This is a genomic window from Paraburkholderia ribeironis (assembly GCF_900019265.1).
Classification (GTDB): domain Bacteria; phylum Pseudomonadota; class Gammaproteobacteria; order Burkholderiales; family Burkholderiaceae; genus Paraburkholderia; species Paraburkholderia ribeironis.
On sequence record NZ_CYGX02000031.1, the window covers coordinates 38,677 to 63,904 of the forward strand.

25 protein-coding genes are annotated in these 25,228 nt (G+C 64.8%); 7 read left to right on the plus strand and 18 right to left on the minus strand.

The genetic code is table 11. The features are described 5' to 3' along the window. The first annotated feature begins 43 nt into the window (after nt 1-43). The 5 genes from BN2475_RS14910 (at nt 44) to BN2475_RS14930 (ending at nt 6,514) form a co-directional block, all read left to right on the plus strand. Nucleotides 44-2,218 (plus strand): heterodisulfide reductase-related iron-sulfur binding cluster, encoded by a 2,175-nt coding sequence (locus BN2475_RS14910; protein WP_094780280.1) that lies wholly within the window; start codon nt 44-46, stop codon nt 2,216-2,218. Between the two features lie 82 nt (nt 2,219-2,300). Continuing rightward, nucleotides 2,301-3,953 carry a hypothetical protein gene (locus BN2475_RS14915; RefSeq protein ID WP_245841330.1) on the plus strand — a complete coding sequence of 551 codons (1,653 nt, stop codon included), beginning with the start codon at nt 2,301-2,303 and terminating at the stop codon, nt 3,951-3,953. After that, on the plus strand, nt 3,950-4,753 hold the full coding sequence (locus BN2475_RS14920) for an electron transfer flavoprotein subunit beta/FixA family protein (protein ID WP_245841331.1): 804 nt from the start codon (nt 3,950-3,952) through the stop codon (nt 4,751-4,753). The genes BN2475_RS14915 and BN2475_RS14920 overlap by 4 nt, the downstream gene beginning before the upstream one ends. Continuing rightward, the gene (locus tag BN2475_RS14925; protein ID WP_094780281.1) at nt 4,750-5,709 is read left to right on the plus strand and encodes an electron transfer flavoprotein subunit alpha/FixB family protein; all 960 of its coding nucleotides are present in this window, start codon (nt 4,750-4,752) and stop codon (nt 5,707-5,709) included. Before BN2475_RS14920 ends, BN2475_RS14925 begins: the two co-directional genes overlap by 4 nt. A gap of 250 nt (nt 5,710-5,959) precedes the next feature. Beyond that, on the plus strand, nt 5,960-6,514 hold the full coding sequence (locus tag BN2475_RS14930) for a LuxR C-terminal-related transcriptional regulator (protein WP_094780282.1): 555 nt from the start codon (nt 5,960-5,962) through the stop codon (nt 6,512-6,514). 81 nt (nt 6,515-6,595) lie between these two features. Here the strand turns inward: BN2475_RS14930 and folD are convergent, their stop codons facing one another. The 18 genes from folD to BN2475_RS15015 all read right to left on the minus strand — a co-directional run bounded on the left by folD (nt 6,596) and on the right by BN2475_RS15015 (nt 23,574). Further along, a complete protein-coding gene (gene folD / locus BN2475_RS14935) occupies nt 6,596-7,495 on the minus strand; it encodes a bifunctional methylenetetrahydrofolate dehydrogenase/methenyltetrahydrofolate cyclohydrolase FolD (protein WP_094780283.1) in 900 nt (299 codons plus the stop codon). A gap of 6 nt (nt 7,496-7,501) precedes the next feature. Continuing rightward, the gene (locus BN2475_RS14940) at nt 7,502-8,860 is read right to left on the minus strand and encodes an FMN-binding glutamate synthase family protein (RefSeq protein WP_094780284.1); all 1,359 of its coding nucleotides are present in this window, start codon (nt 8,858-8,860) and stop codon (nt 7,502-7,504) included. A 16-nt stretch (nt 8,861-8,876) separates the two neighbouring features. Beyond that, nucleotides 8,877-9,575 (minus strand): GltB/FmdC/FwdC-like GXGXG domain-containing protein, encoded by a 699-nt coding sequence (locus BN2475_RS14945; RefSeq protein ID WP_094780285.1) that lies wholly within the window; start codon nt 9,573-9,575, stop codon nt 8,877-8,879. Beyond that, the gene (locus tag BN2475_RS14950) at nt 9,563-10,471 is read right to left on the minus strand and encodes a class II glutamine amidotransferase domain-containing protein (protein WP_094780286.1); all 909 of its coding nucleotides are present in this window, start codon (nt 10,469-10,471) and stop codon (nt 9,563-9,565) included. Before BN2475_RS14950 ends, BN2475_RS14945 begins: the two co-directional genes overlap by 13 nt. A gap of 97 nt (nt 10,472-10,568) precedes the next feature. After that, nucleotides 10,569-11,897: a type III glutamate--ammonia ligase gene (glnT, locus tag BN2475_RS14955; protein ID WP_094780287.1), complete on the minus strand. Its 1,329-nt coding sequence runs from the start codon at nt 11,895-11,897 to the stop codon at nt 10,569-10,571. Nucleotides 11,898-11,984: 87 nt separating this feature from the next. After that, nucleotides 11,985-12,683, minus strand: a complete 699-nt coding sequence (locus BN2475_RS14960; protein WP_245841333.1) for a hypothetical protein — start codon at nt 12,681-12,683, stop codon at nt 11,985-11,987. Next, nucleotides 12,680-15,643 (minus strand): glycine cleavage T C-terminal barrel domain-containing protein, encoded by a 2,964-nt coding sequence (locus BN2475_RS14965; protein WP_094780288.1) that lies wholly within the window; start codon nt 15,641-15,643, stop codon nt 12,680-12,682. The genes BN2475_RS14960 and BN2475_RS14965 overlap by 4 nt, the downstream gene beginning before the upstream one ends. Then, complete coding sequence (locus tag BN2475_RS14970) at nt 15,644-15,901, minus strand: sarcosine oxidase subunit delta (RefSeq protein WP_094780289.1); 258 nt, start codon at nt 15,899-15,901, stop codon at nt 15,644-15,646. 15 nt (nt 15,902-15,916) lie between these two features. Continuing rightward, nucleotides 15,917-17,158: an FAD-dependent oxidoreductase gene (locus tag BN2475_RS14975; protein WP_094780290.1), complete on the minus strand. Its 1,242-nt coding sequence runs from the start codon at nt 17,156-17,158 to the stop codon at nt 15,917-15,919. Nucleotides 17,159-17,226: 68 nt separating this feature from the next. After that, complete coding sequence (purU, locus tag BN2475_RS14980; RefSeq protein ID WP_094780291.1) at nt 17,227-18,087, minus strand: formyltetrahydrofolate deformylase; 861 nt, start codon at nt 18,085-18,087, stop codon at nt 17,227-17,229. Nucleotides 18,088-18,252: 165 nt separating this feature from the next. After that, on the minus strand, nt 18,253-18,606 hold the full coding sequence (locus BN2475_RS14985) for a hypothetical protein (RefSeq protein WP_245841335.1): 354 nt from the start codon (nt 18,604-18,606) through the stop codon (nt 18,253-18,255). Further along, the gene (locus BN2475_RS14990; RefSeq protein ID WP_094780292.1) at nt 18,593-19,270 is read right to left on the minus strand and encodes a hypothetical protein; all 678 of its coding nucleotides are present in this window, start codon (nt 19,268-19,270) and stop codon (nt 18,593-18,595) included. The genes BN2475_RS14985 and BN2475_RS14990 overlap by 14 nt, the downstream gene beginning before the upstream one ends. 83 nt (nt 19,271-19,353) lie before the next feature. Continuing rightward, nucleotides 19,354-20,748: an APC family permease gene (locus BN2475_RS14995; protein WP_094780293.1), complete on the minus strand. Its 1,395-nt coding sequence runs from the start codon at nt 20,746-20,748 to the stop codon at nt 19,354-19,356. A gap of 70 nt (nt 20,749-20,818) precedes the next feature. Next, on the minus strand, nt 20,819-20,959 hold the full coding sequence (locus tag BN2475_RS34635) for a hypothetical protein (protein ID WP_162844476.1): 141 nt from the start codon (nt 20,957-20,959) through the stop codon (nt 20,819-20,821). Then, entirely contained in the window at nt 20,934-21,344 is a 411-nt protein-coding gene (locus tag BN2475_RS15000) for a hypothetical protein (RefSeq protein WP_094780294.1), read from the minus strand. Before BN2475_RS15000 ends, BN2475_RS34635 begins: the two co-directional genes overlap by 26 nt. A gap of 83 nt (nt 21,345-21,427) precedes the next feature. Then, a complete protein-coding gene (locus BN2475_RS15005) occupies nt 21,428-21,754 on the minus strand; it encodes a hypothetical protein (RefSeq protein WP_094780380.1) in 327 nt (108 codons plus the stop codon). 289 nt (nt 21,755-22,043) lie between these two features. Continuing rightward, the gene (locus BN2475_RS15010; RefSeq protein WP_218023697.1) at nt 22,044-22,502 is read right to left on the minus strand and encodes a group II truncated hemoglobin; all 459 of its coding nucleotides are present in this window, start codon (nt 22,500-22,502) and stop codon (nt 22,044-22,046) included. Nucleotides 22,503-22,509: 7 nt separating this feature from the next. After that, nucleotides 22,510-23,574: an NAD(P)H-dependent flavin oxidoreductase gene (locus BN2475_RS15015; protein WP_094780295.1), complete on the minus strand. Its 1,065-nt coding sequence runs from the start codon at nt 23,572-23,574 to the stop codon at nt 22,510-22,512. A gap of 203 nt (nt 23,575-23,777) precedes the next feature. Here BN2475_RS15015 and BN2475_RS33620 point away from each other — a divergent pair, with 203 nt between their 5' ends. Together BN2475_RS33620 and BN2475_RS15025 are read left to right on the plus strand one after the other, a co-directional pair. Next, nucleotides 23,778-24,080 (plus strand): hypothetical protein, encoded by a 303-nt coding sequence (locus BN2475_RS33620; protein WP_143325791.1) that lies wholly within the window; start codon nt 23,778-23,780, stop codon nt 24,078-24,080. Beyond that, nucleotides 24,077-25,213, plus strand: a complete 1,137-nt coding sequence (locus tag BN2475_RS15025; RefSeq protein ID WP_094780297.1) for a porin — start codon at nt 24,077-24,079, stop codon at nt 25,211-25,213. The genes BN2475_RS33620 and BN2475_RS15025 overlap by 4 nt, the downstream gene beginning before the upstream one ends. Nucleotides 25,214-25,228: the final 15 nt, after the last annotated feature.

Consider the following 25,228-nt stretch of genomic DNA (forward strand, 5'->3'; position numbering starts at 1 on the left):
GCGAGGCGTGCCCGTACCCTCCAATTCTTTAAACGGACGAGCCATGCAGACCCCAGCGACTTTCGACCCCGCGGCCATCACGCGCATCCTGTTCGAGGGCTTCCCGTCGTTTGCGATCGCGCTGTTCTATCTCATCGGCCTCACCGCCGTCGGCGCGTTCGCGTGGGGCGTCTACGTGCAGATCCGCAAGTACCGACGCGGCCAGCCGTTATCGAAGTCGTTCGGCAAGATCGACTTGCGCGCACGCTTGACCGATATGGTGCGTGTCGTGCTGAGCCACCGCACGGTCGCGCGCCGTGACCCCGCCGCGGGCCGCGCGCACCGGATGATCTTCTATGGCTTCGCGGTGCTGTTTCTCGGCACGGCCACTGTCACCGTCGATTACGACATCACCGCGCGCTTTCTCGGCTTTCACTTCTGGAACGGCGACTTCTATCTGCTGTTCAAGCTCGCGATGAATCTGGCAGGCTTTTCGATGCTCGCCGGGCTCGTCTACATGATGATGCGCCGCGGCTGGATCAAGCCGCCCAAGCTCGACTACCAGCGCCCCGACCGCCAGGCCGGCGACCCCGACTATGACCGCAGCGACTATCGGCGCGAAGACTGGGCGTTCCTCTGGTCGCTCGTGCTGATCGGCATCACGGGTTTCGTGCTGAGCGCGCTGCGCCTCGTCTGGCTGCAGGACCGCGCAGTGGTGTGGGACACGCGCTGGTGGTCGCCGGTGGCCGCCCTGCTCGCCGGGATCATCAAGGGCGCGGGCGTGAGCGCCTCGGCCGCCTACGTGCTGCGCACTGGCCTCTGGTGGTTCCATGGCCTGCTCGCGCTCACCTTCATCGCGCTGATTCCGTACACGAAGGTCAAGCACATTTTCACGGCCTCGGGCTCGCTGATGATGCGCGACCCGCTCGCGGCGCAGCGCCTGCCGCGCGTGGAGCCCGACAGCGAGCGCGTCGGCTACAAGACCATCACCGACTTCACCTGGAAGCACCTGCTCAACCTCGACGCCTGCACGAAGTGCGGCCGCTGCCACGAGGCCTGCCCCGCGAATGCCGTGGGCGCGCCGCTCTCGCCGCGCGACGTGATCCTCTCGCTGCGCGAGTTCGCCAACGATGCGCTGCAGAAGAACACCTTGCCCGACGAGGTGAAGCTCGACGTGCACGGCAAGGACATCGGCCAGGTGTTCATGGAGACCATCTGGTCGTGCCGCACCTGCATGGCTTGCGTGGAGATCTGCCCGGTCGCGATCGAGCACGTGCCGATCATCGTGCAGATGCGCCGCAAGCTGGTCGAGGACGGCGAGATGGAGCCGCAGGTGCAAAAGACGCTGCAGGCCATCCACAAGAATGGCAATTCGTTCAACGAATCGAAGCGCAAGCGCGCCGCGTGGACGAAGGCGCTGCCCTTCCAGATCAAGGACGCGCGCAAGGAGCCAGTGGAGCTGCTGTGGTTCGTCGGCGACTATGCCTCGTTCGATCCGCGCAACCAGCGCGTCACTCAGGCCTTTGCCACGCTGCTCAATCACGCAGGCGTCGATTTCGGCCTGCTCTACGAGGGCGAATCGAACGCGGGCAACGACGTGCGCCGCGTGGGCGAGGAAGGACTCTACGAGCTGCTCGCGGAGAACAACATCGCGCTGCTCGGACAGGCGAACTTCCGGCGCATCGTCACGACCGATCCGCACTCGTACAACACGATCCGCAACGAGTACCCCGATTTCGGCGGCAAGTTCGAAATCGAGCACTACACGAGCCTCGTCGCACGCATGTTCGCCGAGGGCGTCCTGAAGCCGCAACGCAAGCTCGGCTATCGCGTGACGTTCCACGATCCGTGCCACCTCGGGCGCTTCAACAAGGGTTATGACGCGCCCCGGCAAATTCTTGCCGCGCTCGGCTGCGAGCTCGTGGACATGCCCCGCTCGCGCGACAACTCCTTTTGCTGCGGCGCGGGCGGCGGCCGCATCTGGATGAGCGATCCGGTGGGCAAGGAAAAGCCCGCGCAGAACCGCATGCACGAGGCCGCGCGCATCGACGGGCTGGAGGTGTTCGTGGTCTGCTGCCCCAAGGACCTGACGATGTTCGAGGACGCGCTGAAGACGAGCGGCTACGAAGGCAAGTTCGTCGTGCGCGAGCTGATCGAGCTGATCGCCGAGAGCCTGGCGGAGCCGGCCGGAGACGATGCGGGTCCCTCTGCCGGCCTGCGCGCCATCGCCGCTGCCTGAGCCTCGGCGAGGATTGCCCGAGATGACGCCCAGTTCCGTCACCACACCACGCCAAGCGTGCGCGATGCACGAAAGGCATCAGATGCACCAGACGCACCAAACGCACCAGATGCACGGAAAGCACGAGAAGCGCGCAAAGCACGGCGCGCCCGTGCAGCGCCGTGCGCGCACACCGACGATGCGCCGGCGCTGGCGCGAGCTGGTCGAGCTCGCGCTGGCCGCCGCCGACGTGTACGCGGCCGCCGCGCTCTATGCGCACGCGAACGACGCGGACCGCAAGCGGCTCGGCGCGCGGCTCTTCGATACGCGGCGCGACTGCCTCGCGCTGGCGGCCTGCACGTTCGCCCACGGCGCGGTGCTCACCGAGCTCGCGCGACTCGCGGCGGCAAACCGGGACGAGACGCTGAAAATCCGCCTCGCGAGAAACCCCGCCACGCCCGGCCACGCGCTCGCGCTTTTCGCCAACGATCACGAAGCGCCGGCCCAGCGCCTCGCCTGTCTGCTCGCGCGGCACGCGCAAGCGCCCCATGCGCTGCTTGCCGCGCTCGCGGCGCAGAGCGAGAACATCGACGTGCTGCGCGCGCTGTGCGAGAACGTGGGCGTACCCTCTGACCTGCTCGCGCTCGTCGGGCAGCGCGGCATCGCCGTGCTGCAGCGGCTGCTCGCGATCCATCTCGCGACCGATCCACAGACGCTGCTGCAGCTCTGGAAAAACACGCGCACGAGTGCGGTGCGCGCCCAGGTGCTGCGTCATCCGTGCTGCCCCGACGCGCTGCTGCACACACTGCCCTCGTCGCCGGACGAACGGCGCAGTCTCGCGCTCCAGGCACGCGCGCCCGCTGCGATCCTCGCGCAGCTCGCCCGCGACGAAGACCCCCGCGTGCGCCGCGCCGCCGCGCTCAATGCGAACACGCCCGCCGGCGCCTTGATCGGGCTGTGCTTCGATGCGCAGGCTCTCGTGCGCCGCGTGGTGGCCACGCGTCACGATCTGCCGCTCAAGGTCGTCGAGTGGCTGATCGGCAATGACGATCCGTGGGTGCGCCGCACGCTCGGGCGCCACCCGGCCTGCCCGCCCGAGTGGCTCGAGCGGCTCGTGAACGACAGCGAACCGGAAGTGCGCCGCGCGGTGGCACGCCACCCGCGCTGCCCGGCGCGGCTCGCGGCCCAGCTTGCCGCCGACCCGGTGCCGTGGGTGCGCGCGGGCGTCGCGTTGCGCGAGGACCTGCCGGGCGCGCTGCTGCGCCGCCTCGCCGCCGACGAAGACATCGACGTGCTCTCGGGCATCGCGCGCCATCCCGCGACCCCGCAGGCGCAGCTCGCGCGGCTCGCCGCACACGCCGTGGCGGACGTGCGTCGCAGCGTAATACTGAATCCCCATGCATCGCGGCGCGTACTGCTGCAGTTGCGCCGCGAGCCCTATCCGCTGCACCGCGTGCTGGTGTTCGAGCACCCGAATCTCACGGACGCCGATCGCTGGCGCATGCGCTTCGACCCGGATCGCGAGGCCCGCGCACGCCTGTTCGACCATTTCGGGCGCGTACTCGGTCCGCTCGGCCCGCTCGGCCCGTCCGTCGCGTGTGCGCCGATGCTCGCGGCACAGCACGCGCCGCAGCCCCTTGCCGTTTCCCCGCATCCGCTGGATGACGATGCAATGCAGCCCGAGCAACACGAGGAACACGAGGAACACTCGCAACATGTTTCGCCCTGTCCGACGAACACGATGGAGCCAAGATGATAAAGATACTGGTCGCAATCAAGCAGGTCGCCTCGCTCGATGAAGACTTCGAGCTGAGCGACGACGGCCGCGACGTCAGCGCCGACTTTCACGTCTTCGACCTGAACGAGTGGGACCACTACGCGCTGGAAGAAGCGATGCGCCTGAAGGAAGGCGCGCACGGCGACATCGAGATCGTGGTGGCCACGGTCGGCCCCGAGAGCGCCGACGACGAACTGCGCAAGTGCCTCGCGAAAGGCGCGGACCGCGCGGTGCGCATCTGGAGCGACGCCCTCGCAGACGCCGACCCGGTCGCCATCGCCCGCGTGCTGGCCGCCCTCGCGCGCAAGGAAGTGCCCGACATGATCTTCGCGGGCGTGCAGGCCTCCGATCATGCCTACGGCGTGACCGGCATGGCGCTCGCGGGCCTCATCGACTGGCCGCACGCGGCCGTGGTGGCGGGGCTCGATTACGCCCCCGGCGCGAAGACCGCCACCGCGCGCCGCGAGCTGGAGGGCGGTGCGTATGCGACGGTCGAGGTGCAGTGCCCCGCCGTGCTGACCATCCAGCTCGGCATCAACACGCCGCGCTATGCGTCGCTGCGCGGCATCAAGCAGGCCGCGCAGCGGCCCATCGAAACGCTCACGCCGCACGAGCTCGGTCTCGCCGCTGGCGAGACCGGCGCGGCGGGATCGCTCTCGCGCATCCGGCGCGTCTATGTGCCGGCCGCGGGCCGCGCGCAAATGATCGAGGGCACGCCCGCCGAGCAGGCGGCATGCCTGGCAGAACTGATCAAGGAATTCAGGGGGGAAGCGAAATGAGCGGCATTCTGGTGCTGGTGGAACACCGTCAAGGGCAACTGCGCCCGGTCAGCCTCGAAGTGCTCGGCGCGGCCGCGCAGGCGAAACAAGCGTGCGGCGAAGCCGTCACGGCCGTCGTGCTGGGCGCGCAGCCAGACGCATACGTGGAGAGCCTCAAGCTCGCGGGCGTCGACGAAATCGTCACCGTGCAGACGAGCGCCGACGCCTTCGATCCCGAAACTTACGAACACGTTGCGCGCGCACTGATCGAGGCACGCAAGCCCTCGCTCGTGCTGCTGCCGCACACGATCGACACGCTCGGCTATGCCGCGCCGCTCGCGGCCAAGGGAAACTACGGCTTCACGACCGACGCGTTCGCGCTCGCACGCGACGGCGCGCTCTGGCTCGCGACGCGCTCGGGCTACGGGCAGAAGGTCAACATGGAGATCGAGTTCCCGGGCAAGGAGACGTCGATCGTGACCCTGCGCCCCGGCGCCTTCAAGGCGCCTGACAACACTTCCAACCCCACGGTGAGCCCCTTCGCGGCGCCGGCGCTCACGCCGCGCAGCACGCACGTCGCGTTCGAAGAGCCAGCGGCGAGCAGCGACGTCGACATCCCGGGCGCCGAATTCATCCTCTCGATCGGCAGAGGCATCGGCGAAGAGACGCACGTCGATCAATTTCGCGAGCTCGCGGAGACCGTGGGCGCCACGCTCGGCTGCTCGCGCCCGATCGCCGACTCGGGCTGGCTGCCGAAGGCGCATCAGGTGGGCCAGTCCGGCAAGACCGCTGCGGCCTGCAAGATGTACATTGCGATGGGCATCTCGGGCTCGGTGCAGCACATGGCCGGCATGAAGCACGTGGAGAACATCGTCGCCGTCAACACCGACCCCGAAGCGTCGATCTTCACGATCGCCCGCTACGGCATCGTCGGTGACATTTTCGACATCGCCGAAGAATTGCGCAGTCATTTCTAGGCGATACCAGCGCACTGCGGGGGTTGTGAGAAGAGATTCGGGCTGGCTTGATATGGGCCGGCCCGCTTTTTTTCTAATCTTTAAATTTTGTTCATTGGAGATCCACGCGCAGACATGATCCCATAATCAGGAAAATATCCGCTGCCAGCGAGCGGCGTGCACGCAAGAGAACGCACGCACGCGCTGCAAGACGGATAGCACGCCGTTCCAGTAGAGACAGGTAGTCTGGTTAACGCGCCAAGGAAGCTCCATGCACCCTCATACCGTTCTGCTCATCGACGACCACGCACTCTTTCGCAAGGGCGTCGCGCAGCTCATCCAGATGAGCCCGCTGTTCTCGATCGCAGGCGAAGCCGCTTCAGGTCGCGAAGGCGTCGAGATGGCTGTGCGCCTGAAGCCCGAGGTCGTACTGATGGACCTGAACATGCCGGAAGTGAGCGGCATCGAGACCCTGCAACTGATGCGCGACGCCGGCGTGAACGCGCGCTTCATCATGCTGACCGTCTCGGACCACGAACGCGACGTGGTCGCCGCCGTGCTCAGCGACGCGGTCACCGGCAGCCTCGTGCACGCTCTCTCGGGCGGCCAGCGCATGCCGCCCGCGCAATCGGACCTCACTGCGCGCGAGGTCGAGGTACTCGACTACCTCGTCGAGGGTATGTGCAACAAGGTCATTGCGCGCAAGCTCGGCATCAGCGTGGGCACCGTCAAGGTCCATGTGAAGCACGTGCTGCGCAAGCTCGACCTGCATTCGCGGCTCGAAGCGGTGGTGTGGCGCCACGAGCACGGCTCGCGCGAACGCTGAGGCATCGCTGCGCCAGGGCGCCTGCGCCTCGAAGACACAGTGTGGAAAGCAGTTCTTTCCGCTCGCTGAGGTGCCGCCGCACTAGCGCGCCGGCACCTGCCAGAACGGCTGCGCCGGATGAAACGCCTCGCCCTGCGCGAACCGCTCCGCCGAACGCAACGTGTTCTCGATCAGCATCGTGACGGTCATCGGCCCCACGCCGCCGGGCACCGGCGTAATCCACAAGGCGCGCTCGCGCACCGCCTCGAAGTCGACGTCACCCACAATGCGCCCGTTCGCAAGCCGGTTGATCCCCACGTCGATCACGATCGCGCCTTCCTTCACCATCTCGGCCTTGATGAGCCCGGGCTTGCCCGCCGCCACCACCAGAATGTCGGCGTGGATCGTGTGATGCGCGAGGTCGCGCGTTTTCGCGTGGCAGATAGTCACCGTCGCTTCCTTTTGCAGCAGCATCAGCGCCATGGGCTTGCCGACGATATTGCTTGCACCCACGACGACCACGTTCTTGCCCGCGACGTCGATGCCCGTGGTCTCCAGCAGCAGTTGCACGCCATAGGGCGTACAGGGCGGAAAGATCGAATTGCCGACCACCAGCGCCCCAACGTTGTACAGATGAAAACCATCGACGTCCTTGTCGACGACGATGCTCTCCAGCACGCGCCGCACGTCCACCTGCGGCGGCAAGGGCAGTTGCACGAGAATGCCGTGCGTGGCCGGATCCAGATTCAGCTCGCCGATGCACTCGAGCAGCTCCGTTTCCGTGCAGGTGGCGGGGAACCGGTGCATGAACGAGCGCACGCCGCTCTCCTCGCAGGCCTTCACCTTGTTGGCGACATATACCTGCGACGCGGGGTTGTCGCCCACCAGCACCACGGCGAGCCCCGGCACAACGCCGCGCATCGAGAGCGCGGCGACGCGCTCGCGAAAGCGCGTGCGCAGGTGCCGCGAGAGATGCTTCCCATCGATGATCTGCGCCGTCATCTCGAGTCAGGCCACGCCCGGAATCCAGTGGGTGCCTGCGAGCGGCACACGCGCCATCGCCGCGGCTTCCACCGTGAGCGCGACGAGGTCCTCGGGCTCGAGGTGATGGACGTTCTGCTTGCCGCATGCGCGAGCGATCGTGGTCAACTCCATGTTCAGCGTCTTCAGGTAGTTGCGCAGACGTTTCGCGCCCACATCGGGCTGCAGGCGCTCCTGCAATACCGCATCCTGCGTGGTAATGCCGACGGGGCACTTGCCGGTGTGGCAGTGGTGGCAGTATCCCGGGGCCGTGCCCAGATTCGCGTAATCATCGAGCGCCTGCACGTGCTGGCCGTTCTCGATGTACGAGGCGCTGTTGCAGCCCAGCGAAACCAGCACGCCCTGGCCGATCGCCACGGCGTCCGCACCCATCGCCAGCGCCTTCGCGACGTCCGCGCCGCTGCGGATACCGCCCGAGATGATCAGTTGCACCGTGCCCTTCATGTTGAGGTCTTCGAGCGCATCCACCGCCTGTCGCAACGCCGCTAGCGTGGGAATCCCGACGTTCTCGATGAAGCAGGTCTGAGTGGCGGCCGTGCCCCCCTGCATGCCGTCCACGACGATCACGTCCGCGCCCGCGTGAACGGCGAGCTTCACGTCGTTGAAGGTGCGCGTCGCCCCCACCTTCACATAGATCGGTTTCTCCCAGTCGGTGATCTCGCGCAGTTCCTGAATCTTGATGAGCAGATCGTCGGGGCCGGTCCAGTCGGGGTGGCGGCACGCCGAGCGCTGGTCGATGCCTTCGGGCAGCGTGCGCATCTTCGCGACACGCGGTGAGATCTTCTGGCCGAGCAGCATCCCACCGCCCCCAGGCTTCGCGCCCTGGCCGATCACCACTTCGATCGCATCGGCCTTGCGCAGGTCGTCGGGATTGAAGCCGTAGCGCGACGGCAGGCATTGATAGACGAGCGTTTTCGAGGAGCGTCGCTCCTCCTGGGTCATGCCGCCGTCGCCAGTCGTGGTGGAGGTGCCCATTTCGGTGGCCGCGCGGCCGAGCGCCTCTTTCACGTTTGCGGAGAGCGCACCGAAACTCATGCCGGCAACGGTGATCGGGATCGCAAGCTCGATGGGCTTTTTCGCAAAGCGCGTGCCGAGCACGGTCTTCGTCGTGCACTTCTCGCGATAGCCTTCGAGCGGATACCGCGAGAGCGACGCGCCGAGGAACAGCAGGTCGTCGAAGTGCGGCACATGACGCTTCGCGCCAAGGCCGCGGATCTCGTACAGCCCGTGCGCCGCGGCGTTCTGAATGTAATTGATCGTCTTGCGGTCGAAGCCCCAGGATTCTTCGGTGGCCAGTTGCTTCATGTGGATGGGCTTGATTTCCATGGTCGGGATCCTTGGGTCAATATTCCTGGTTCGCGTCGGCGTTCCAGTGATAGAGCGAGCGGGCCGAGGCAATGCGACGGAACTCCTTGGCCTCGAAGCCCGCGAACGCGGGCCCCGCATGGCGCAGTAGCTGTGCCACCGCTTCGATGTCGGCGGGGGTCATGGGCTCCTCACGCGCGTCCGCGCCCAGCGACTTGATAGCGCCGCGCACGTACAGCACCGCTTCGTAAAGCGAATCGCCTAGCGCGTCGCCCGCGTCGCCGCAGATCACGAGGCGCCCCGCCTGCGCCATGAACGCCGAGAAGCTGCCTACCGACCCCTTCACGACGATATCGGCGCCCTTGAGCGAGATGCCGCAGCGCAGGCCCGCGTCGCCCTCGATCACGAGCAGGCCACCTTGCGCCGACGCGCCCGCCGCGTTCGATGCGAAGCCCTTCACGTGCACGCGCCCGCTCATCATGTTTTCCGCGACGCCAGTGCTCGCGCTGCCCGCGATGGTCACCTTCGCCTCCTTGTTCATGCCGGCCGCGTAGTAGCCGGCATGACCGTCGATCTCGACCTCGATCGGCAGATCGAGTCCGACCGCGATGTTGTGCGCGCCATCCGGGTTCGCGATGTGCACCGCCTTGACACCCTTGCCGGCCGCATCCTTGTGCAGGAACCGGTTGACTTCGGTCACCGACGTGCTTGCCAGGTCAAAGTTCACACTTTCCATACGTACATCTCCTCGGGAGCCGGTTCGAACACGCTTGCATGCTTGATGTCGGGCAGATGCGCGAGCGAGCGAAACTCGGACGCGATCGCCACGTAATCATCGGTCTCGGCCACGACGGCCGGCTTGCACGCGAACGGATCGCGAATCAGCGCGAGCTTGTCGGGCGTGCCCATGAGGAACGTATAGAAGCCGTCGAGCTGCTCGAAGCCCTTTTGCAGCGCCACTTCGAGGTCGTCCCCCTCGCGCAGCCGGTATTCGAGGAAGCGGCAGGCCGCCTCCGTGTCGTTGTCGGTATCGAAGTGGATGCCGTGCGGCTCGAGCATGCGGCGTACGCCAAAGGGATTCGAGAGCGAGCCGTTGTGCACGAGGCAAAAGTCTTCGCCCGCGGTGAACGGGTGAGCGCGGTCGGGCGTCACCGCCGACTCGGTCGCCATGCGCGTGTGGCCGACGAGATGCGTGCCCGAGAGGTTCTGGAACGCATAGCGGTCGGACACTTCCTTTGGCGTGCCGATATCCTTGTACAGGTCAATCGCGCGTCCCACGGAAAGAATGTGCAAGTGCGGATGCTGCTCGGCGATCCAGTGCTTCGCCGTCTCCGGCGCGATAGTCACGCTCAGCACCGCGTGATTGCCCTTCGCATGAACCGAGGCGCCGGCGCCCAGATGCGTGTTCATCTCGTGCGCGAGCCCCTGCCAGTTGAAGTCTTCGCCCTCTTTTGTGAGGCCGCAATACAGGCTGATCTTGCGGACATCCCCGCCCACCGGCTCCGTGAACACGGCGAGTCCCGCCGAATCGGGGCCGCGCTCCGTCATGCCGAGCAACATGGGCACCATCAGCTCGCCCAGCTGCTCACGCAGCGATGGCTGTTTGATAAGCAATCCTACAATTCCACACATGAGTTCTCTCCTGCATATATTTCCTGCGTTCCATGGACGGCTGGCGTACCGGCGCCCGCATGATGCCGCGCCGCCGCGCCACCGCACGTAAGCCAGCTCAGAAAAACTCGAGGTAAGTCTTCTGCTCCCAGTCGGACACATGGCGCATGTACTCGATCCATTCCATGTGCTTCAGGCGCACGAACTCACTGCCCGCCGGGCCGAGCGCTTCCATCATGAGTTCGTCGCGCTCCAGCTCGTGCAGCGCATCCTGGAGGTTTTGCGGCAAGATACTGATCTTGTGTTGCTGCAGCTCCTGCGGTGACATCTCGTAGAGGTTCAGGTTGCATGGCTCGCCGGGTTCGAGCTTGTTGTTTACGCCGTCGAGCCCGGCGGCGATCACGGCGGCAGTCGCCAGGTACGCGTTGCATGCGGCATCGGGCAGTCGCAGCTCGATGCGGCCGCCCGGAATACGGACCATCGACGAGCGGTTGTTGTCGCCGTAGCTCACATAGGCCGGCGCCCACGTCGCGCCGGTCAGCGAGCGGCCCACCACGAGGCGCTTGTACGAATTGACCGTGGGCGCGCAGATTGCCGCGAGCGCCGCCGCATGCTTGAGCAGGCCCGCCGTCCAGTGATACGCGAGCTTCGAGAGGCCGAGGCCGCGCTCGTCGTGATTGTCGGCGAAGAGGTTGCGCTCCCCGTCCGAGATTGACATGTGCATATGCATGCCATTGCCCGGCCGGTTCGAGAACGGCTTGGGCATGAACGAGCAGATGAGGCCGAGATCGTTCGCGATCTCCGAAGCCGCCATCTTGAAGAACACGTATGAGTCTGCGGATTTCAGGCAGTCCGAATAGGTATAGTTGATTTCGAACTGGCCGTTGGCGTCCTCGTGATCGATCTGATAGACGTCGATGCCAGCCTTGATCAGCGACTCGGTGAGGCGTTCGAGGAATTCGCGCGAGCGCGAGAGCCCCTTGTAGTCGTAGCAGGGCTTGAGCAGCGCGTCCGACTCGTCGCACGGCACGATGCGGCCGTCTTCGGCGTGCCGCAGCAGCGAGAACTCGGGCTCGAGGCCGGTGTTCAGGATCCAGCCGTGTTCCTGCAGGCGGGCGATCTGCTTCTTCAGTGTCACGCGGCTCTCGAACTGCCACGGCTGTTTTTTGACGTAACCATCGCAGGCGATGCGGGCGTAGCCCGGCTGCCACGGCACGAGCGTGAGCGTGTCGAGATCGCCCACCGCCATGAAGTCCGGGCCCTGCGGATCGATGCCGAGGCCCCACACCGCGAAGCCGGCAAAACCCGCGCCTTCTGTCAGGATGAGATCGAGATGCGCGGCGGGCACGGACTTCGTCTTCGCGACGCCGTGAATGTCGACGAATTGCGCGAGTATGTACCTCACATCGTTATCTGCGAGGAATTGCTTGGCTTCTGCAGGTGTCATGTCGATTGTCCTCAAGCGTCGTGAATGCGGTTTCGTGGAAGCGCCCAGCGCGTGCGCCGGACACCTCCGCCCAGTTGCCTGATGCGCCTAACTTGCCTGGTCTGCTTCGTCGATCGCGGCGAGACCGACCGGCCCGCCTCCCAGTTCGGCAACGATGCCGGCAAGGGTTTCCCACAAGTACACGCCGTACGTGCCGTCGGCCCACAGACGGTAGTACGGCCGGCCCAACCGCTCGCCCGGCAGGACGGTGACGGCGACACCCGCCATCGAAGTCAGCATGACGGGTCGGGTTGCCAGCTCCAGCGCGCGGAAGTTCACATTGCAGGTCTGCAGCAGAAGCTCGTTGATCGCTTCGCCACACAGTACGAGCGCCAGATCCTGGCGCAGCACCGGATAGACCCGCAAAGCCGGCTCGCGATGGGCCAGCCTGGCCGAGGCGCGGCCGCTGATGCTGTCCTCGATCAGATACTCGGTGAGCCCGAGACGCGCGACGAGTCCGCCGCTCGCGAGCGGCGCCCACGTGTTGGGCTGCGACGGCACGGGCAGGCCCTGCTCGGCGAGCCAGGCGGCAACCCCCTGGCCCTTGAACCCCACGCGGTACAGGTGCGAGACGTCGGCAATGCCGGCGCTGCGCGCGTGTGCCTCGTCGTTCGCGCCGAAGCGCTCGGCGATCTGCATGTTTTCGACCACGCTCCAGCTGGGTTCGGCGGCATGCGTCACATGGCGCGCGGGGCTCGCGCGCAACGCCAGGCTGACGGCCCTGTCGACCACGTTCAATGCGCTCATGCGGTCTCCTCCCTCGGTGCGGTGGCGTGCGCGCTCGCCGCGTCTTTCTGGCGCAGATTGTCGGGATCGTAAAATGGCGTGGGTACCACCGTGGCGCTGACCATGGTGCCGTCGCTCAGACGAAAGCGGATGCGCGTGCCAGGCTTGGCCATCGCAGGGCGCACGAACGCGAGGCCAATCGTCTTTTGCACCGATTCGCTCCACGAGACGCTCGTCACGCGGCCGGCAATCTCGGTGCCCTCGATCGCGAGGTGGCATTCGCGCAAGGCGTCGTTCTTCACCCCGTCGTCCAGCGCGAAACCCACGAGGCGCTGCTGCTGTGTTTGCCGGTCGATTGCCTGCAGGCTGCGCTGGCCGACGAAGAACGGCTTGTCCATCTTGACCGCCCACTCCATGGCGGCGTCGCGCGGCGTCGTCAGACCGTCCGTATCCTGGCTCACGATCACGTGCCCCTTCTCGAGGCGCAACAGCCGCTGAGCCTCCACGCCGAATGGCCGGATGCCAAATTCCTTGCCTGCTTCGTCGAGCGCATTCCACAAAGCCGCGCCGTACTCGGCGGGAATGTGAATCTCGTAGCCCCACTCCCCGACGAAACCCACGCGCATCAGCCGGGCCGGCACAGCGTTCGCGCCAAGCGCGATGTCCGCTACCCGAATGCCGAGATACGGAAATGCTTCGGAGGACAGATCAATATCGACCAGCTTCGCGAGCACGGCGCGCGAGTGTGGGCCGGCGAGGTTGATGGCGGCATAGGCGCCCGTCACATTGACGATCCCGCAGTCGAGACCCCAGATCGTATTCAGCCGTGACAGCTCACGGTAGATGGTTGCCGCGCCCGAGGTCGTGGTCGTGAAGTAGAAGTGATCGTCGGCGAGGCGCGCGATTACGCCATCGTCGATCACCACGCCGGTTTCGTCGCACATGAGCGCATAGCGCGTCATGCCGGACTTCAAGCCCGCGTACTTCGATACGTAGATGCGCTCGAGAAACTGCGCCGCCTGCGGCCCTCGCGCTTCGAGCTTGCCGAGCGTCCCCACGTCGATCATGCCCACTCCTGTGCGCACCGCCCGCACCTCTTCCTGGATGCAGCGCTCACGGTCCTTGCCAGCCACCGCGTAATACTCGGGCCGCTGCCACACCCCCGCCGGCATCCACTTCGCGCCGCGCTGCACGTGCTGCGTGTGCATCGGCGTGCGGCGCTCGGGATTGAAGCCGCGGCCGGCGAGCAGCGCCATCGGCACCGGATGGAAGAACGGACGCGCCGTAGTCGTCCCCACTTCCTGCGGCACCTTGCCGGTCAGGCGCGCGAGGATGCGCAGGCCGTTCATGTTCGAGTGCTTGCCCTGGCTCGGGCCCATGCCGTTGGTCGAGAAGCGCTTGAGCAACTCGATGTTGTCGAAACCTTCCTGCACCGCGTTTTCGAAATCTTTCAGCTGCAAGTCTTCGTCGAAGTCGACGAAGTTCTTGCCTGCCGGATGCGGCACGATAGGCCATGGGTGCGACGGCGACTCGAGCTCGGCGGCAATCGAAAAGAACGACTTGACATTGGACGCCGCCGCAATGCCCGCATGCGCCGCCGCCGCGGCGCCGGCGCGGCGCCCATCCTGGAGCTTGCTCTCGAACGTATACACGCCGTTGACGCGGCCGCACGCGAACACGCCCTCGGGGAGCCGGTCCGGTACGAACTGCTCGACGCTCCTGTCGTAGCGCATCGCCGTGCCTGCCTGGTAGAGCAGATTGGCGGCCGGCGCCCAGCCTACGCTCATCAGCAGCGTGTCGCATTCGATCTGCCGGGTGTAATCATGCGAGGCGCTCACGCCCGCGGGCGGCGTCGGGCCCACGCGCACCGCCGCGAGCCGGGTGCCGTCCGTATCGGGCACCGCCTCGATCACGCAGCTCGAGCCGAGAACCTCCACGCCGCACGCTTCCAGCTCGCGGGCGAGTTCGCCGAAGCGATGCGTCGCGCGCAGGTCGATCAGCGCCTTCACCTTGATGCCGCGCTCCAGCATGTCGAGCGCCGTGCGATAGCCGTCGGCGTTCGCGGCCAGCACCACCACGCGCTGGCCCGGCGCCACGCCGTAGCGCCACGCGAGCCGCTGTGCCGCCGAAGCGAGCATCACGCCCGGCAAGTCGTTGTTGCGGAACACGGCGGGCTGCTCGAAGGCGCCGCTGGCGACCACCACCGCTTTCGCACGCATCTTCGTGATGCGCCCGGTCTCGACGAGCGGCACCCAGTGGTCCGCGTAGTAAGCCGCGGCAAGCGTGCGGTTGAGCATGCGCACGCGTGGATGCGTACGCACCTGAGCTTCGAGCTCGCGAACCGCTTCGAGACGGTCCAGCTTGCCGCCCGCCTGATAGGTGCCGCTGCCGCCCGAGCGGGCGTTCTCGTCGACGATCACCACGTCCGCACCCTGCTGCGCCGCCTCCAGCGCCGCCGCAAGGCCCGACGGTCCCGCGCCGATCACCAGCACGTCGCAGAACCCATAGCGCTTGGGCGTACGCACGTGCGGCGCGCTGAGATCGACCTCGCCGAGCCCCGCCATCTTGCGGAACATGCGTTCCCAGTGCGGAAACCAGCGCTTGCTGTAGAACGCCTTGTAATAAAAGCCGACCGGCAGAAACGGCGCGAGCTTGCCCATCCAGCGGCCCCGGTCGGCAGCCACGCCGCCCGACGTATTGACCGCATGCCAATTCGCGCCCGCAATCAGCTCGGTCACGTCGGCGCGGACGTTCAGGCGCGTGCCTTCCTGAAACATCGCGTTCACGTCGTGGTTCGCGAGCGAGAGCACGCCGCGCGGCCGGTGATACTTGAAGCTGCGCCCGAGCACCGAGACCTGCGAGGCCCACAGGGCGCTCGTGATCGTGTCGCCGGCAAAGCCCTCGTAACGCTGCCCCTCGAAGCCGAATACGATCTGCTTGCTGCGATCGATCCATTCGCCTGCATGCGGTGCCAGACGCATTTACGCCTCCTCGTGGTTCAGATACGTGCGGATCACACGATCCTTCGCAGTGTCACGCTCGGCGATGAACCAGGTGTTGCTCGGCGTGTGGCACCACCATTCTTTTTTCACGCCAGCGGCGCCGTTGCGGCAAAACACGTAGTCGGCCCATACGTCGTCGGTCGATGTCGCCGGGTCCGGCATCTCGCGCAGTTCGCCCCAGTAGACGAATTCGGAAACGGGGCGCGCGCCGTTCACGGGACAGGTCATGATCTTCATCGTCGTGTGCTCCGCTCAGTGGCCGACCGACGCCGCGCCCTTCTCGCCAGTGAGCGCGTAGTGGCGGAAGCGGTCGAGCGTGAAGCCCTTGATCAGGTCATGGTTCGTGTCGTTCGCGACGGTGTACGACATCGTCTTGCCGCACACCGGCGTGGCCTTGAAGCCCCACGTGCCCCAGCCGGAGTCCAGATAAAAGCCTTCCACCGGCGTCTTGCCCATGATGGGCGCGAAGTCCGGCGTCATGTCGGCCATCCCGGCCCACTGACGCATGACTTTCGCATTCGAGAGAAACGGGAACATCTCGAGCATGTGCGCGCTAAGGCCTTCCACGAAATCGAGCGTCGAGCGCGTGGCATGCAGCTCGTAGGGATCGAGCGAGGCGCCCATCACCAGCTCGCCGCGCGCCGACTGACTGATGTACACGTGCAGGCTCCCCGACACCAGAATCGGATCGAGCCAAGGCTTGAGCGGCTCGCTCACCATCGCCTGGAGCGGATGGATGAAGATGGGCGTGCGCAGCCCGACCATGTCGGTAATGCGCGGCGTGGAGCCCGCCACCGCGCACAGTACCTTGTTGGTCGAGATATAGCCGCGCGAGGTCTTCACGCCCTTCACCTTGCCGCCCACCACGTCTATGCCGAGCACTTCGGTTTGCTGATGAATCTCGACGCCGCGCTGGTCCGCGCCGCGCTCATAGCCCCATGCCACGGCATCGTGGCGCGCGATCGAGCCCGGTGCGTGATAGAGCGCACCCAGAATGGGCGCTACGCCACCGCACGAGAGGTCGATCATCGGCGCGGCCTGCTTGACCGCTTTCGGGCCGACCACTTCCGAATCCACACCGAAGTGCTTGTTCACCTCCGCGCGCCAGCGCATCGTGCGCATCGCCGAATCGGTATGCGCCAGCGTGTAGTGGCCGCGCGTGGAGTAGAACAGATTCAGGTCGAAGTCCTGCGAGAGGTCCTCCCACAGCTTGACCGACGCATCGTAGAACTGCACGCCCTCGGGGGTCAGGTAGTTGGAGCGGATGATCGTGGTGTTGCGGCCAGTATTGCCGCCGCCGATATAGCCCTTCTCCAGCACCGCCACGTTCCTGATACCGTGCTCGCGGGCGAGATAGTAAGCGCTCGCGAGCCCGTGGCCACCCGCGCCGATGATCACGACGTCATAAGAACTGCGAAATTTGTCATGCCGGGTGAACATCCTCGGCTCGGGGTGCTTCTTCGACATGGCAAAACGCACGAGACGCCACGGCATGGCTCACTCCTTGTTGTCGCCGGCGCGCTCAGGCGCGCGGGCAAACCGGGTTGGACAGCAGGGCTGCTTCAGCGCAGGACGATCGTCTTGTTGCCGTGTATCAGCACGCGGTCTTCCAGGTGATAACGCAAGCCTCGGGCGAGGACAGCCTTCTCGATGTCGCGGCCGAGGCGCACGAGATCGTCGGGTCGGTCCGAATGACGCACGCGGATCACGTCCTGCTCGATGATCGGCCCTTCATCCAGGTCTTCCGTCACGTAGTGGCAGGTCGCGCCCGTGAGCTTGACGCCCCTCGTATACGCCTGGTGATACGGCTTCGCGCCGACGAAGCTCGGCAGGAACGAGTGGTGGATATTGATGATGCGCCCGGGGTACGCCGCGCACAGCTTTGGCGAAAGCACTTGCATGTAGCGCGCGAGCACCATGGTGTCGGCGTGCGCGTCCTCGAAAAGGCGCTGCACTTCGTCATAGGCCTGCGCTTTGGTATCCGGCGTGACCGGCACGTAATGAAACGGAATGCCGTGCCATTCGACGAAGCTGCGCCACATTTCGTGGTTCGAAATCACGCACGGAATATCGATGTCGAGCTCGCCGGCCTTCCAGCGCGCGAGCAAGTCGTACAGGCAATGCTCGAGCTTCGAGACGAGGATCACCACACGCTTTTTCTTTGAATGGTCGGTCACCTTCCAGTCCATCGAGAACTCGCGGCCGATGCGCGCGAAGCGCTCGCAAAAGACCTCGCAGCTGACCGACAGCGAGTCGGTCGCAATCTCGTGGCGCATGTAAAAGCGCTTCTCTATCTCGTCAGCGTGGTGAGTCGCCTCGATGATCCAACCGTGATGCTCGGCGATGAACGCACTGACTGCGGCGACAATGCCGACCCGGTCGGGACATGACAAGGTCAGTGTAAAACGGCGCGTTTCTGGCATGAGGACCACCTGATGCTCGACTGGGAAGAACGTGAATCAGAAAGTAGCCAGCGGAATTTCGCTTGTCAACAAGAATAAACTTTTTTTCCTGTCAGGAACTTAATGAGCCGTATCGCTCCCGGAGTAGGCACTACCTCCTTGTAGGTAGCGAAACCATCCGGCCCGCTACGCGCCACCTGTGCGCGCGCCTTGCCTGAAGCGCTCCCAGCGGTATCGCGCGATCCCGTAAGCATCGAGCACGGCGACCGCATAGACGAAGATGCCGCCGGCATGACGGCCGACGAACGATCGCTCGGGCGCGGCGAGCCGCAGCGTCAGAAAGCCCAGCGATAGCATGAAGAACACCATGACCAGCGCACGCGTCGGCATCCGGTTGAGGACCTGCCCCGCGCCCGGCAGAATCGCCGCAGCAGCCAGCACGAAGAACGGATGCAAGGGGCGGCGTATGAGCGGCTGCGGCGCACGCTCTGGGGCTGCATCGACCGCTTCTGCCGGCGCACCGGCTTCACGCGTTTGCATGTTCGCTTGCTCGCAGCAGATCCGCGCATACGACCGTCGCCCGCTCGAGCAGCGACTCGAGCAGCGCGACGCTCACGTGCGCGCCGCGAAACGTCGCGCGACGCAGCACCATGTACTCACTGCGGTCCGCCCCCTGAACCTGGTAGACGATGCGCACGCCGCGCGGCATCACGGCCAGCTCTTTCGAACGCGGGTCGGCGAAGAGCGCCCGGACGTGCGGATCAAGTACGCCCAGCGGCAATTCAGCGGCCTCGCGGTCCGATCTGAGCGAGGTATGGTCCGGCCACTCATGAGGTAATTTCACACGCAGTGGCAGTGCCTCCGCCTGCGAATAGAATTCGACGTTTGCCCTGCGCGCGAGCAGGTCGAACGTTCCGGCAATGGGCAAGTCTTGCCTCACGGACACGACCAGCCAGAGCGATGGCACTTGCCGGAACACGACCGGGTCCACGATGGGTTCGATCCGGACGCGGCGGTCGCGGTACGAGCCGGTGAGCACGGGAAATGCCACGTCGTCCTGGGTCAGGGTGGCATGGTCGAAAAGTGACTGGCACCCGTCGAACAATTTCCGCCGCTGCGCCCTGGACGCATCGCGCTCACGCCGGTAAAGGATGGCGAGCGCTACGGCAAACCCCGCGACGAGTGCAATGCCAGCGACTGACATGACGAGACTCTCCTTTCGCGAATGCGGCGCGGGCGGTATGACCCGCCCGCGCCGTTGGCGATGCCGATCTCAATGCGCTGGCATCAGTAATCCTTAGGCCGTGGCCAGTTCATCGTGAACTGATCCCCGCGTTTGACGTATTTGTAGCGATGCAATGCGAACCAGATCGATGCAACGATATAGAACGCCATGATCGACAGCAGCGAGGTACCATAGCCGAGGTAAGTGGCGAAATAGGTCGCAGCGCACAGGCAGGCCAGCACGATTGCCGGTAACGGATGAAACGGGTGCACGTAGCCCCGATTGATGCTGCCGAGCGGCCATTTGCGGCGAAACTTCACGACGTTGATCGACATGAACGTGTAGCCGAGCAGCCCGGACAGAATGGAGAACGTGATCACCTGATCCAGCAGACCCGTGAACGCAAACGAAATCGCGATCGGCACGAGAAAGATGATGGCGCGGTACGGCGTGCGATAGCGCGGATGCACCGCGCCGAACCACATCGGCATGTAGCGGTCGCGCGACATCGAAAACCATGCGCGCGAGGCATCGTTGATGCAGCCGTTGGCCGATGCGACCGCCGAGAACAGCGTGCCCACGAACAGCAGCGCCTGCAGCCCCTTGTTGCCCGTGAGACGCGCGGCGTCGTAGAGCGGCGTCACGGCCTGGCCGAGATACTCCCACGGCATGAGCCCGGTGGCCACGTACCAGGTCAGCGAGGCGGCGATCAGGAGCGTCATCATTCCACTCATGGTCCCGAGCGGGATCGAGCGGCCCGCCGAACGCACCTCTTCGGCGGCCTGGCAGGTGCCTTCGATGCCCAGGTAGTACCACATGCCGAACTGCAGCGCGGCGACCACGCCGAGCCAGCCATACGGCAATTGCGTCAGCAGTTGATGATGGAGCAGGATGTGTCCGGGGTTCCACGGCTGCACGCCGAAGAACAGCACGACAATGGCAAGAAACGCGATCGCGGTGATCACGAAGTTGACGGTGAGCGTGACGAACACGCCGCGAAAATTGAGCCACGCGAGAAAGGCGATCGTGACGAGCGCGAACGGGCGCGAGTCGAGGTTCGCATACCCGGAGTCGGCCGCCACGGCCTTGATCAGGTCACCGACCACGAGCGCATCGGCCGCTTCGAGCATCGTATAGGCCATCACGAGATAGAGGCCCACGTTGAACGCCATGAGCGGCCCAATGATGTGCTTCGCCTGCGTATACTGGCCGCCGGCCGCAGCCACCGTCGACGTTACTTCGGAATCGATCATGGCGACGCAGGTATAGAGCAGGCCGACGATCCAGCAGGCAATGAGCGAACCGTATGCGCCGCCTTTCGCCACCGAAAAATTCCACCCCATGAACTCGCCCACGAGCACGATGCCCACGCCGAGCGCCCAAACGTGAATCGGTCCGAGTACTTTCAGTAGTGCGATCCGCTCACCCGACTGCCCCGACATTGCTGAATCGCTCATGCACCGCTCCTGTACAGGTTCGCTATCTGGAAGGATCAAGGCGTGGCCGCCATCATGGCCGCCGTGACGCTTATTCGCTGCCTTCGGTGGAGCTCATCAGGAAATCGTCGTCGTATGCGCGGGAGACCCGCCACGCATCGACGATGATCCACGCGAACAGCAAGATCGACAGCGCCCATGCGGCATCACTCAGTAATAGCCAGAAGTTCATCGCGTCTCTCCCCGAATTTCTCGGCGATCACCTGCCGATACTGCCTTTCCGATACGCGCAGCACGAAAACGAAATAGCCGACGATCACGAGCACCGTGACGATCAACGAGGCTGGATCGACGGCGTAGTCGAACTTGGTGGTGATGATGGGCTTCGCCTGCGCGGCGTCGTAGCCGAGTTTCTGCCACTGCGCCCGCATCGTGGGATTCTGGCCGAGCGTTTGCCACGACACTTGCGCCGCGGCTTGAGCCTGGTCCGGCTGTTTGTCCGGCGCCTTGAGCAGCAGCGGCGCGAGCAGGCTGCAATACACGAGCACGAGCAAAAACAGGCTGTCCACCAGTTGCCCAAAACCCTTCTGCACAGGAGGAACGTATTCGGATGCCATGTCGAGCTTCCTTTTCAGTCGGCATTGCGTTGAACGGTTCAGCGTCGAGGGGGCTGCAGGCCACGGGAAACCTCGCGGCCGGGCTAGGCAAGTGCTTCTTCTTCCTCGCTGTCGTCCAGTGCCGCCTTGCGTATGCGGTTCTCGTCGAGATGGTGAATATCCAGACCGTAGATGTGATCCTTGTCTTCCTTGTAGTGCCGCACCATCGCCGTAACTGACGCGGTATTGAACACGACTACCCCCATGGCGCCGATCGTCAGCGCGATGCGAACCGCCGGATCCTCCACCGACATGCTCACCGCAAAGTAGACATAGCCCAGCGTGATCCATAGCGCCAACAATGTGACGCCCGCCATCAAACGGTCTCGGGCAAACATGCTGTCGATGCGCTTTTGCCTTCGGTCACTCATGCTCAATTCCTCCATAGTGAGGCGACGCGATTGGGGTCTTCAATGCAGCTTTCTTTTGAGTTTCTCTTTCAGCAACAAAGTTTCACCGTGGTATTTAATGTGGATTCCTTGACGTGTGTCAATACTGTTTTTGTGGGTAGATAGAGACCCTGGGTGTCCTTACATTCACCCAGGGTTGGGAACACACGGATTTCGCAAAGCGACAGCTCGGCGGGGGCATGCGGCACGCATGCCTGATTTGTCAACGATGAGCGCCGATGCGGCAAAGCAGCATCGGAGAAGGTGCGCGCTACGCCGTATTGCGCAGCGCCTGTGCAGACCGCGTGAAATGCCGCATCAGCGTGGCCGCGACGTCGGCGTCATAGCCGAGCATCGCAATGGCCTTGCGCATGCAGATCAGCCACGCTTCGACCTCCGCATGCCTGATCTCGATGTGCGCGTGCATGGTCCGCAAATTCGCATGCCCCATGCGCTCGAGGTAGTACTGCGGGCCGCCGAAAAAGCCCGAGAGAAACTCGAATTGGGCCTGCCTCACGTGCGCAAGGCCGAAGCCCTTCAAATGCAGCGCATGAATGCTCGCGCCGTCGGGATCGGTTTCGATGATGTCGTAGAAGGTCTCGACGAGGCGTGCAAGCGCAGCCTCGCCGCCTATCATCTGGTGCACCGTTTGCGCCGTTTGCGCCGTTTGCGCCGTTTGCGCCGTTTGCGCCGTTTGCGCCGTTTGCGCCGATAGGTGTCTTGTCTCCACTATTTCCTCAGGTGTCCGTATTGTCCGATGCACCGGATGAGTCGTCTACCCTGCAGGCACAAATGCGGCTACGGGCCTCCAGCGCCTCGGCAACCATGCGCTCGATCACCTCGGCTGCCGACGTCCGCGCGTTCACGAGCGCGGACGACTCGCCCGCGAAGAGCGCCATGCGCTCCAGGTCGCCGGTCGTGCTGCGCAAGGGCGAGTCGGTGCTGAACAGGTAGAGCGGCCGCCCATCGTCGTGCCCGATTACTTCGCGCGGCAGCTTGTCCGGGTGATAGCCAAAGAGCTGTCCGTGCGCCTCGTCGGTCACGCTATTGGCCAGCACGCGCACCGGCGAATTCGGCGGCCAGTTGATGGCGAAGAGGTCGGTGTAGACGGTCTCGCCCGCACGCGCCTCGCAAATGCGTTGCTTGTGATAATCGTGCGCAAACGACTCGTGCGTCGCGAGGAACGCAGTGCCGCAATGCACGCCCGCAGCACCCAGCGCGAGGGCCGCGACCAGGCCGCCACCGGTCGCGATTCCACCCGACGCGACCACCGGCACGCGCAGGCGCTGCGCCACCTCGGGCAGCAGCGTGAGAATACCGCTGCGCCCACGCACATGGCCACCCGCTTCGATGCCCTGCACGATCACGGCGTCCGCGCCGGCCTGCTCGGCGGACAACGCATCCTGCAGCGAGCCAACCTGATAGAGCACGATGGCGCCGGCATCCTTCGCACGCTTCACGGCCTCGGGCACGACGTCCCAGAAGAAGCACAGCGCCGGCACGCGTGCCGCGAGGCATACGCCAAGCTCCGCTGCAAACAGGGCGGGCTCGGTCGACGACGGAATCAGGTTGACGCCGAATGGACGCGCAGTTGCTGCGCGCACGGCGGCGATCTCCCGCTCGATCAGTTCGGGCGACTCGCGCACCATCCCTAGCAGGCCGAATCCGCCGGCTGCGCAAACGGCAGCGGCGAGTTCGGACCGGGCCGGTCCTCCCATGCCGGCCGAGATGATCGGGTAGCGACAGCCCAGTAGACGGGTCAAGCTGGTGTGCAAGAAGTCATGTTCCGTATTCACGTTCATTCGGCGCACTCCGTTAGCAATGGGGATATGGCAATGATCGCCCAAACCGATACGGAGCGCGCGCCATTTGGGTTGACGTGCCTGCCCACAGCATAGGCGACGGTGCGCGACAGCGGCATCTCTCCTAAGAGGTAGAGGCTCAATACCCCAATGCCGCCACGCGGCAAATGTGGAGCCCCCAGTGGCCTGGCATGCGCTCCGTCATGCACACCCACGTCGCTGCCTACCCTATGAGGATTACCTACTACGAATCATTGATGACGCACTTTTGGTCGCTGATGCTCGCCGCATTGATTGATTCGCTGTTTCGCTCCGCGTCCATGAATACTCGCCGCTTCGACGATTTCGCTGCCGGACGCTCACTCACCATGCGTGACTTGCGCTCCCGGATCAAGGCCGGGGATCGCAGCGAACCCGCGAACGAGCAAAGCACGCGTTTGACCGCGCGTCTTCGATCATGCGGACGATCCGCGTCCGTCAAACAAGGAGTAAAGACCGCCTCATGAATAAACACCTTCCCTGTGCCGCGCTCGCGGCACTCTTTGCCACCGGCCATGCTCATGCACAGAGCAGCGTCACGCTATATGGCGTGATCGACAATGGCTTGAACTTCACGTCGAACGCACGCGGCCATAGCACCTACACGATGGTGAGTGGCGACGCCAGCGCATCGAATTTCGGACTGAAAGGAGCGGAGGATCTCGGCGGCGGCCTCTCCGCCATCTTCACTCTGGAAAACGGCTTCAATGTGAACAACGGCGCGTTGAGCATGGACGGGAAGATCTTTAGCCGCCAGGCATTCGTCGGGCTCAGCTCCGCCACCTATGGCACGCTCACGTTCGGGCGCCAGTACGACGCGACCGTCGACATGTGGAGCCCCTTCACGGCCGCGGGTAACACCATCGGCGACCTCGCGGCGCATCCGTTCGACAACGACAACGCGGACCAGGACTTCCGCTTCAACAACGCGGTCAAGTACGTGAGCCCGACATTCCTCGGGTTCCAGGCCGAGGGTGTCTACGGCTTTAGCAACGCCACCAACTTCGCCGCCAACCGGGCGTACAGCGCGGGCATCAGTTACGGCGCCGGCCCATTCTCGGCCGCGGTTGCCTACCTGCGGCAGTCCAACGGCAACCTGACCAGTACGGGCGCCGTGGGTGGCGACGGCGTATTTACCGCCGCGCGGCAGCAGAACATCGGCGCAGGCGTGAAATGGACCTTCGGCGACGGTTCGAACGTGGGCCTCGCCTACTCGCACGTCGATGTCTATCAACCGACCGGCAACGCCTATGCCCCCGACATCGGTACCCAGGCCTGGTCCTCCTGGAAGTTCGACAACGTCGAAATCAACGGCCAGTACTTCATCGATCCCGTGCTCTCCCTCGCCGCCGCGTACACCTTCACGCACGGCAATTTCAAGGAAGCGGCGGGCCGATCGAGTCCGAACTGGCATCAGGTCGCACTCATGCTGAACTACTCGCTGAGCAAGCGGACTTCGGTCTACGCACAAGGCGCTTACCAGCACACGAACGGCAAGACAGGCACCGACCTCGATTTGGCCCACATCGTCGGCGCTGCGGATCTTTCTTCGAACGGGATCCAGGCCGTTGTCCGCATTGGCATTCTGCACCACTTCTAGAGCACGGATGTGGTG

What these genes read in the sequence shown, in the direction of transcription:
- BN2475_RS14910 (WP_094780280.1), top strand. Translation starts at nt 44, where the DNA reads ATGCAGACCCCAGCGACTTTCGACCCCGCGGCCATCACGCGCATCCTG.
- BN2475_RS14915 (WP_245841330.1), top strand. Translation starts at nt 2,301, where the DNA reads ATGCACCAGACGCACCAAACGCACCAGATGCACGGAAAGCACGAGAAG.
- BN2475_RS14920 (WP_245841331.1), top strand. Translation starts at nt 3,950, where the DNA reads ATGATAAAGATACTGGTCGCAATCAAGCAGGTCGCCTCGCTCGATGAA.
- BN2475_RS14925 (WP_094780281.1), top strand. Translation starts at nt 4,750, where the DNA reads ATGAGCGGCATTCTGGTGCTGGTGGAACACCGTCAAGGGCAACTGCGC.
- BN2475_RS14930 (WP_094780282.1), top strand. Translation starts at nt 5,960, where the DNA reads ATGCACCCTCATACCGTTCTGCTCATCGACGACCACGCACTCTTTCGC.
- folD (WP_094780283.1), bottom strand. Translation starts at nt 7,495, where the DNA reads ATGACGGCGCAGATCATCGATGGGAAGCATCTCTCGCGGCACCTGCGC.
- BN2475_RS14940 (WP_094780284.1), bottom strand. Translation starts at nt 8,860, where the DNA reads ATGGAAATCAAGCCCATCCACATGAAGCAACTGGCCACCGAAGAATCC.
- BN2475_RS14945 (WP_094780285.1), bottom strand. Translation starts at nt 9,575, where the DNA reads ATGGAAAGTGTGAACTTTGACCTGGCAAGCACGTCGGTGACCGAAGTC.
- BN2475_RS14950 (WP_094780286.1), bottom strand. Translation starts at nt 10,471, where the DNA reads ATGTGTGGAATTGTAGGATTGCTTATCAAACAGCCATCGCTGCGTGAG.
- glnT (WP_094780287.1), bottom strand. Translation starts at nt 11,897, where the DNA reads ATGACACCTGCAGAAGCCAAGCAATTCCTCGCAGATAACGATGTGAGG.
- BN2475_RS14960 (WP_245841333.1), bottom strand. Translation starts at nt 12,683, where the DNA reads ATGAGCGCATTGAACGTGGTCGACAGGGCCGTCAGCCTGGCGTTGCGC.
- BN2475_RS14965 (WP_094780288.1), bottom strand. Translation starts at nt 15,643, where the DNA reads ATGCGTCTGGCACCGCATGCAGGCGAATGGATCGATCGCAGCAAGCAG.
- BN2475_RS14970 (WP_094780289.1), bottom strand. Translation starts at nt 15,901, where the DNA reads ATGAAGATCATGACCTGTCCCGTGAACGGCGCGCGCCCCGTTTCCGAA.
- BN2475_RS14975 (WP_094780290.1), bottom strand. Translation starts at nt 17,158, where the DNA reads ATGCCGTGGCGTCTCGTGCGTTTTGCCATGTCGAAGAAGCACCCCGAG.
- purU (WP_094780291.1), bottom strand. Translation starts at nt 18,087, where the DNA reads ATGCCAGAAACGCGCCGTTTTACACTGACCTTGTCATGTCCCGACCGG.
- BN2475_RS14985 (WP_245841335.1), bottom strand. Translation starts at nt 18,606, where the DNA reads ATGCAAACGCGTGAAGCCGGTGCGCCGGCAGAAGCGGTCGATGCAGCC.
- BN2475_RS14990 (WP_094780292.1), bottom strand. Translation starts at nt 19,270, where the DNA reads ATGTCAGTCGCTGGCATTGCACTCGTCGCGGGGTTTGCCGTAGCGCTC.
- BN2475_RS14995 (WP_094780293.1), bottom strand. Translation starts at nt 20,748, where the DNA reads ATGAGCGATTCAGCAATGTCGGGGCAGTCGGGTGAGCGGATCGCACTA.
- BN2475_RS34635 (WP_162844476.1), bottom strand. Translation starts at nt 20,959, where the DNA reads ATGAACTTCTGGCTATTACTGAGTGATGCCGCATGGGCGCTGTCGATC.
- BN2475_RS15000 (WP_094780294.1), bottom strand. Translation starts at nt 21,344, where the DNA reads ATGGCATCCGAATACGTTCCTCCTGTGCAGAAGGGTTTTGGGCAACTG.
- BN2475_RS15005 (WP_094780380.1), bottom strand. Translation starts at nt 21,754, where the DNA reads ATGAGTGACCGAAGGCAAAAGCGCATCGACAGCATGTTTGCCCGAGAC.
- BN2475_RS15015 (WP_094780295.1), bottom strand. Translation starts at nt 23,574, where the DNA reads ATGAACGTGAATACGGAACATGACTTCTTGCACACCAGCTTGACCCGT.
- BN2475_RS33620 (WP_143325791.1), top strand. Translation starts at nt 23,778, where the DNA reads ATGCACACCCACGTCGCTGCCTACCCTATGAGGATTACCTACTACGAA.
- BN2475_RS15025 (WP_094780297.1), top strand. Translation starts at nt 24,077, where the DNA reads ATGAATAAACACCTTCCCTGTGCCGCGCTCGCGGCACTCTTTGCCACC.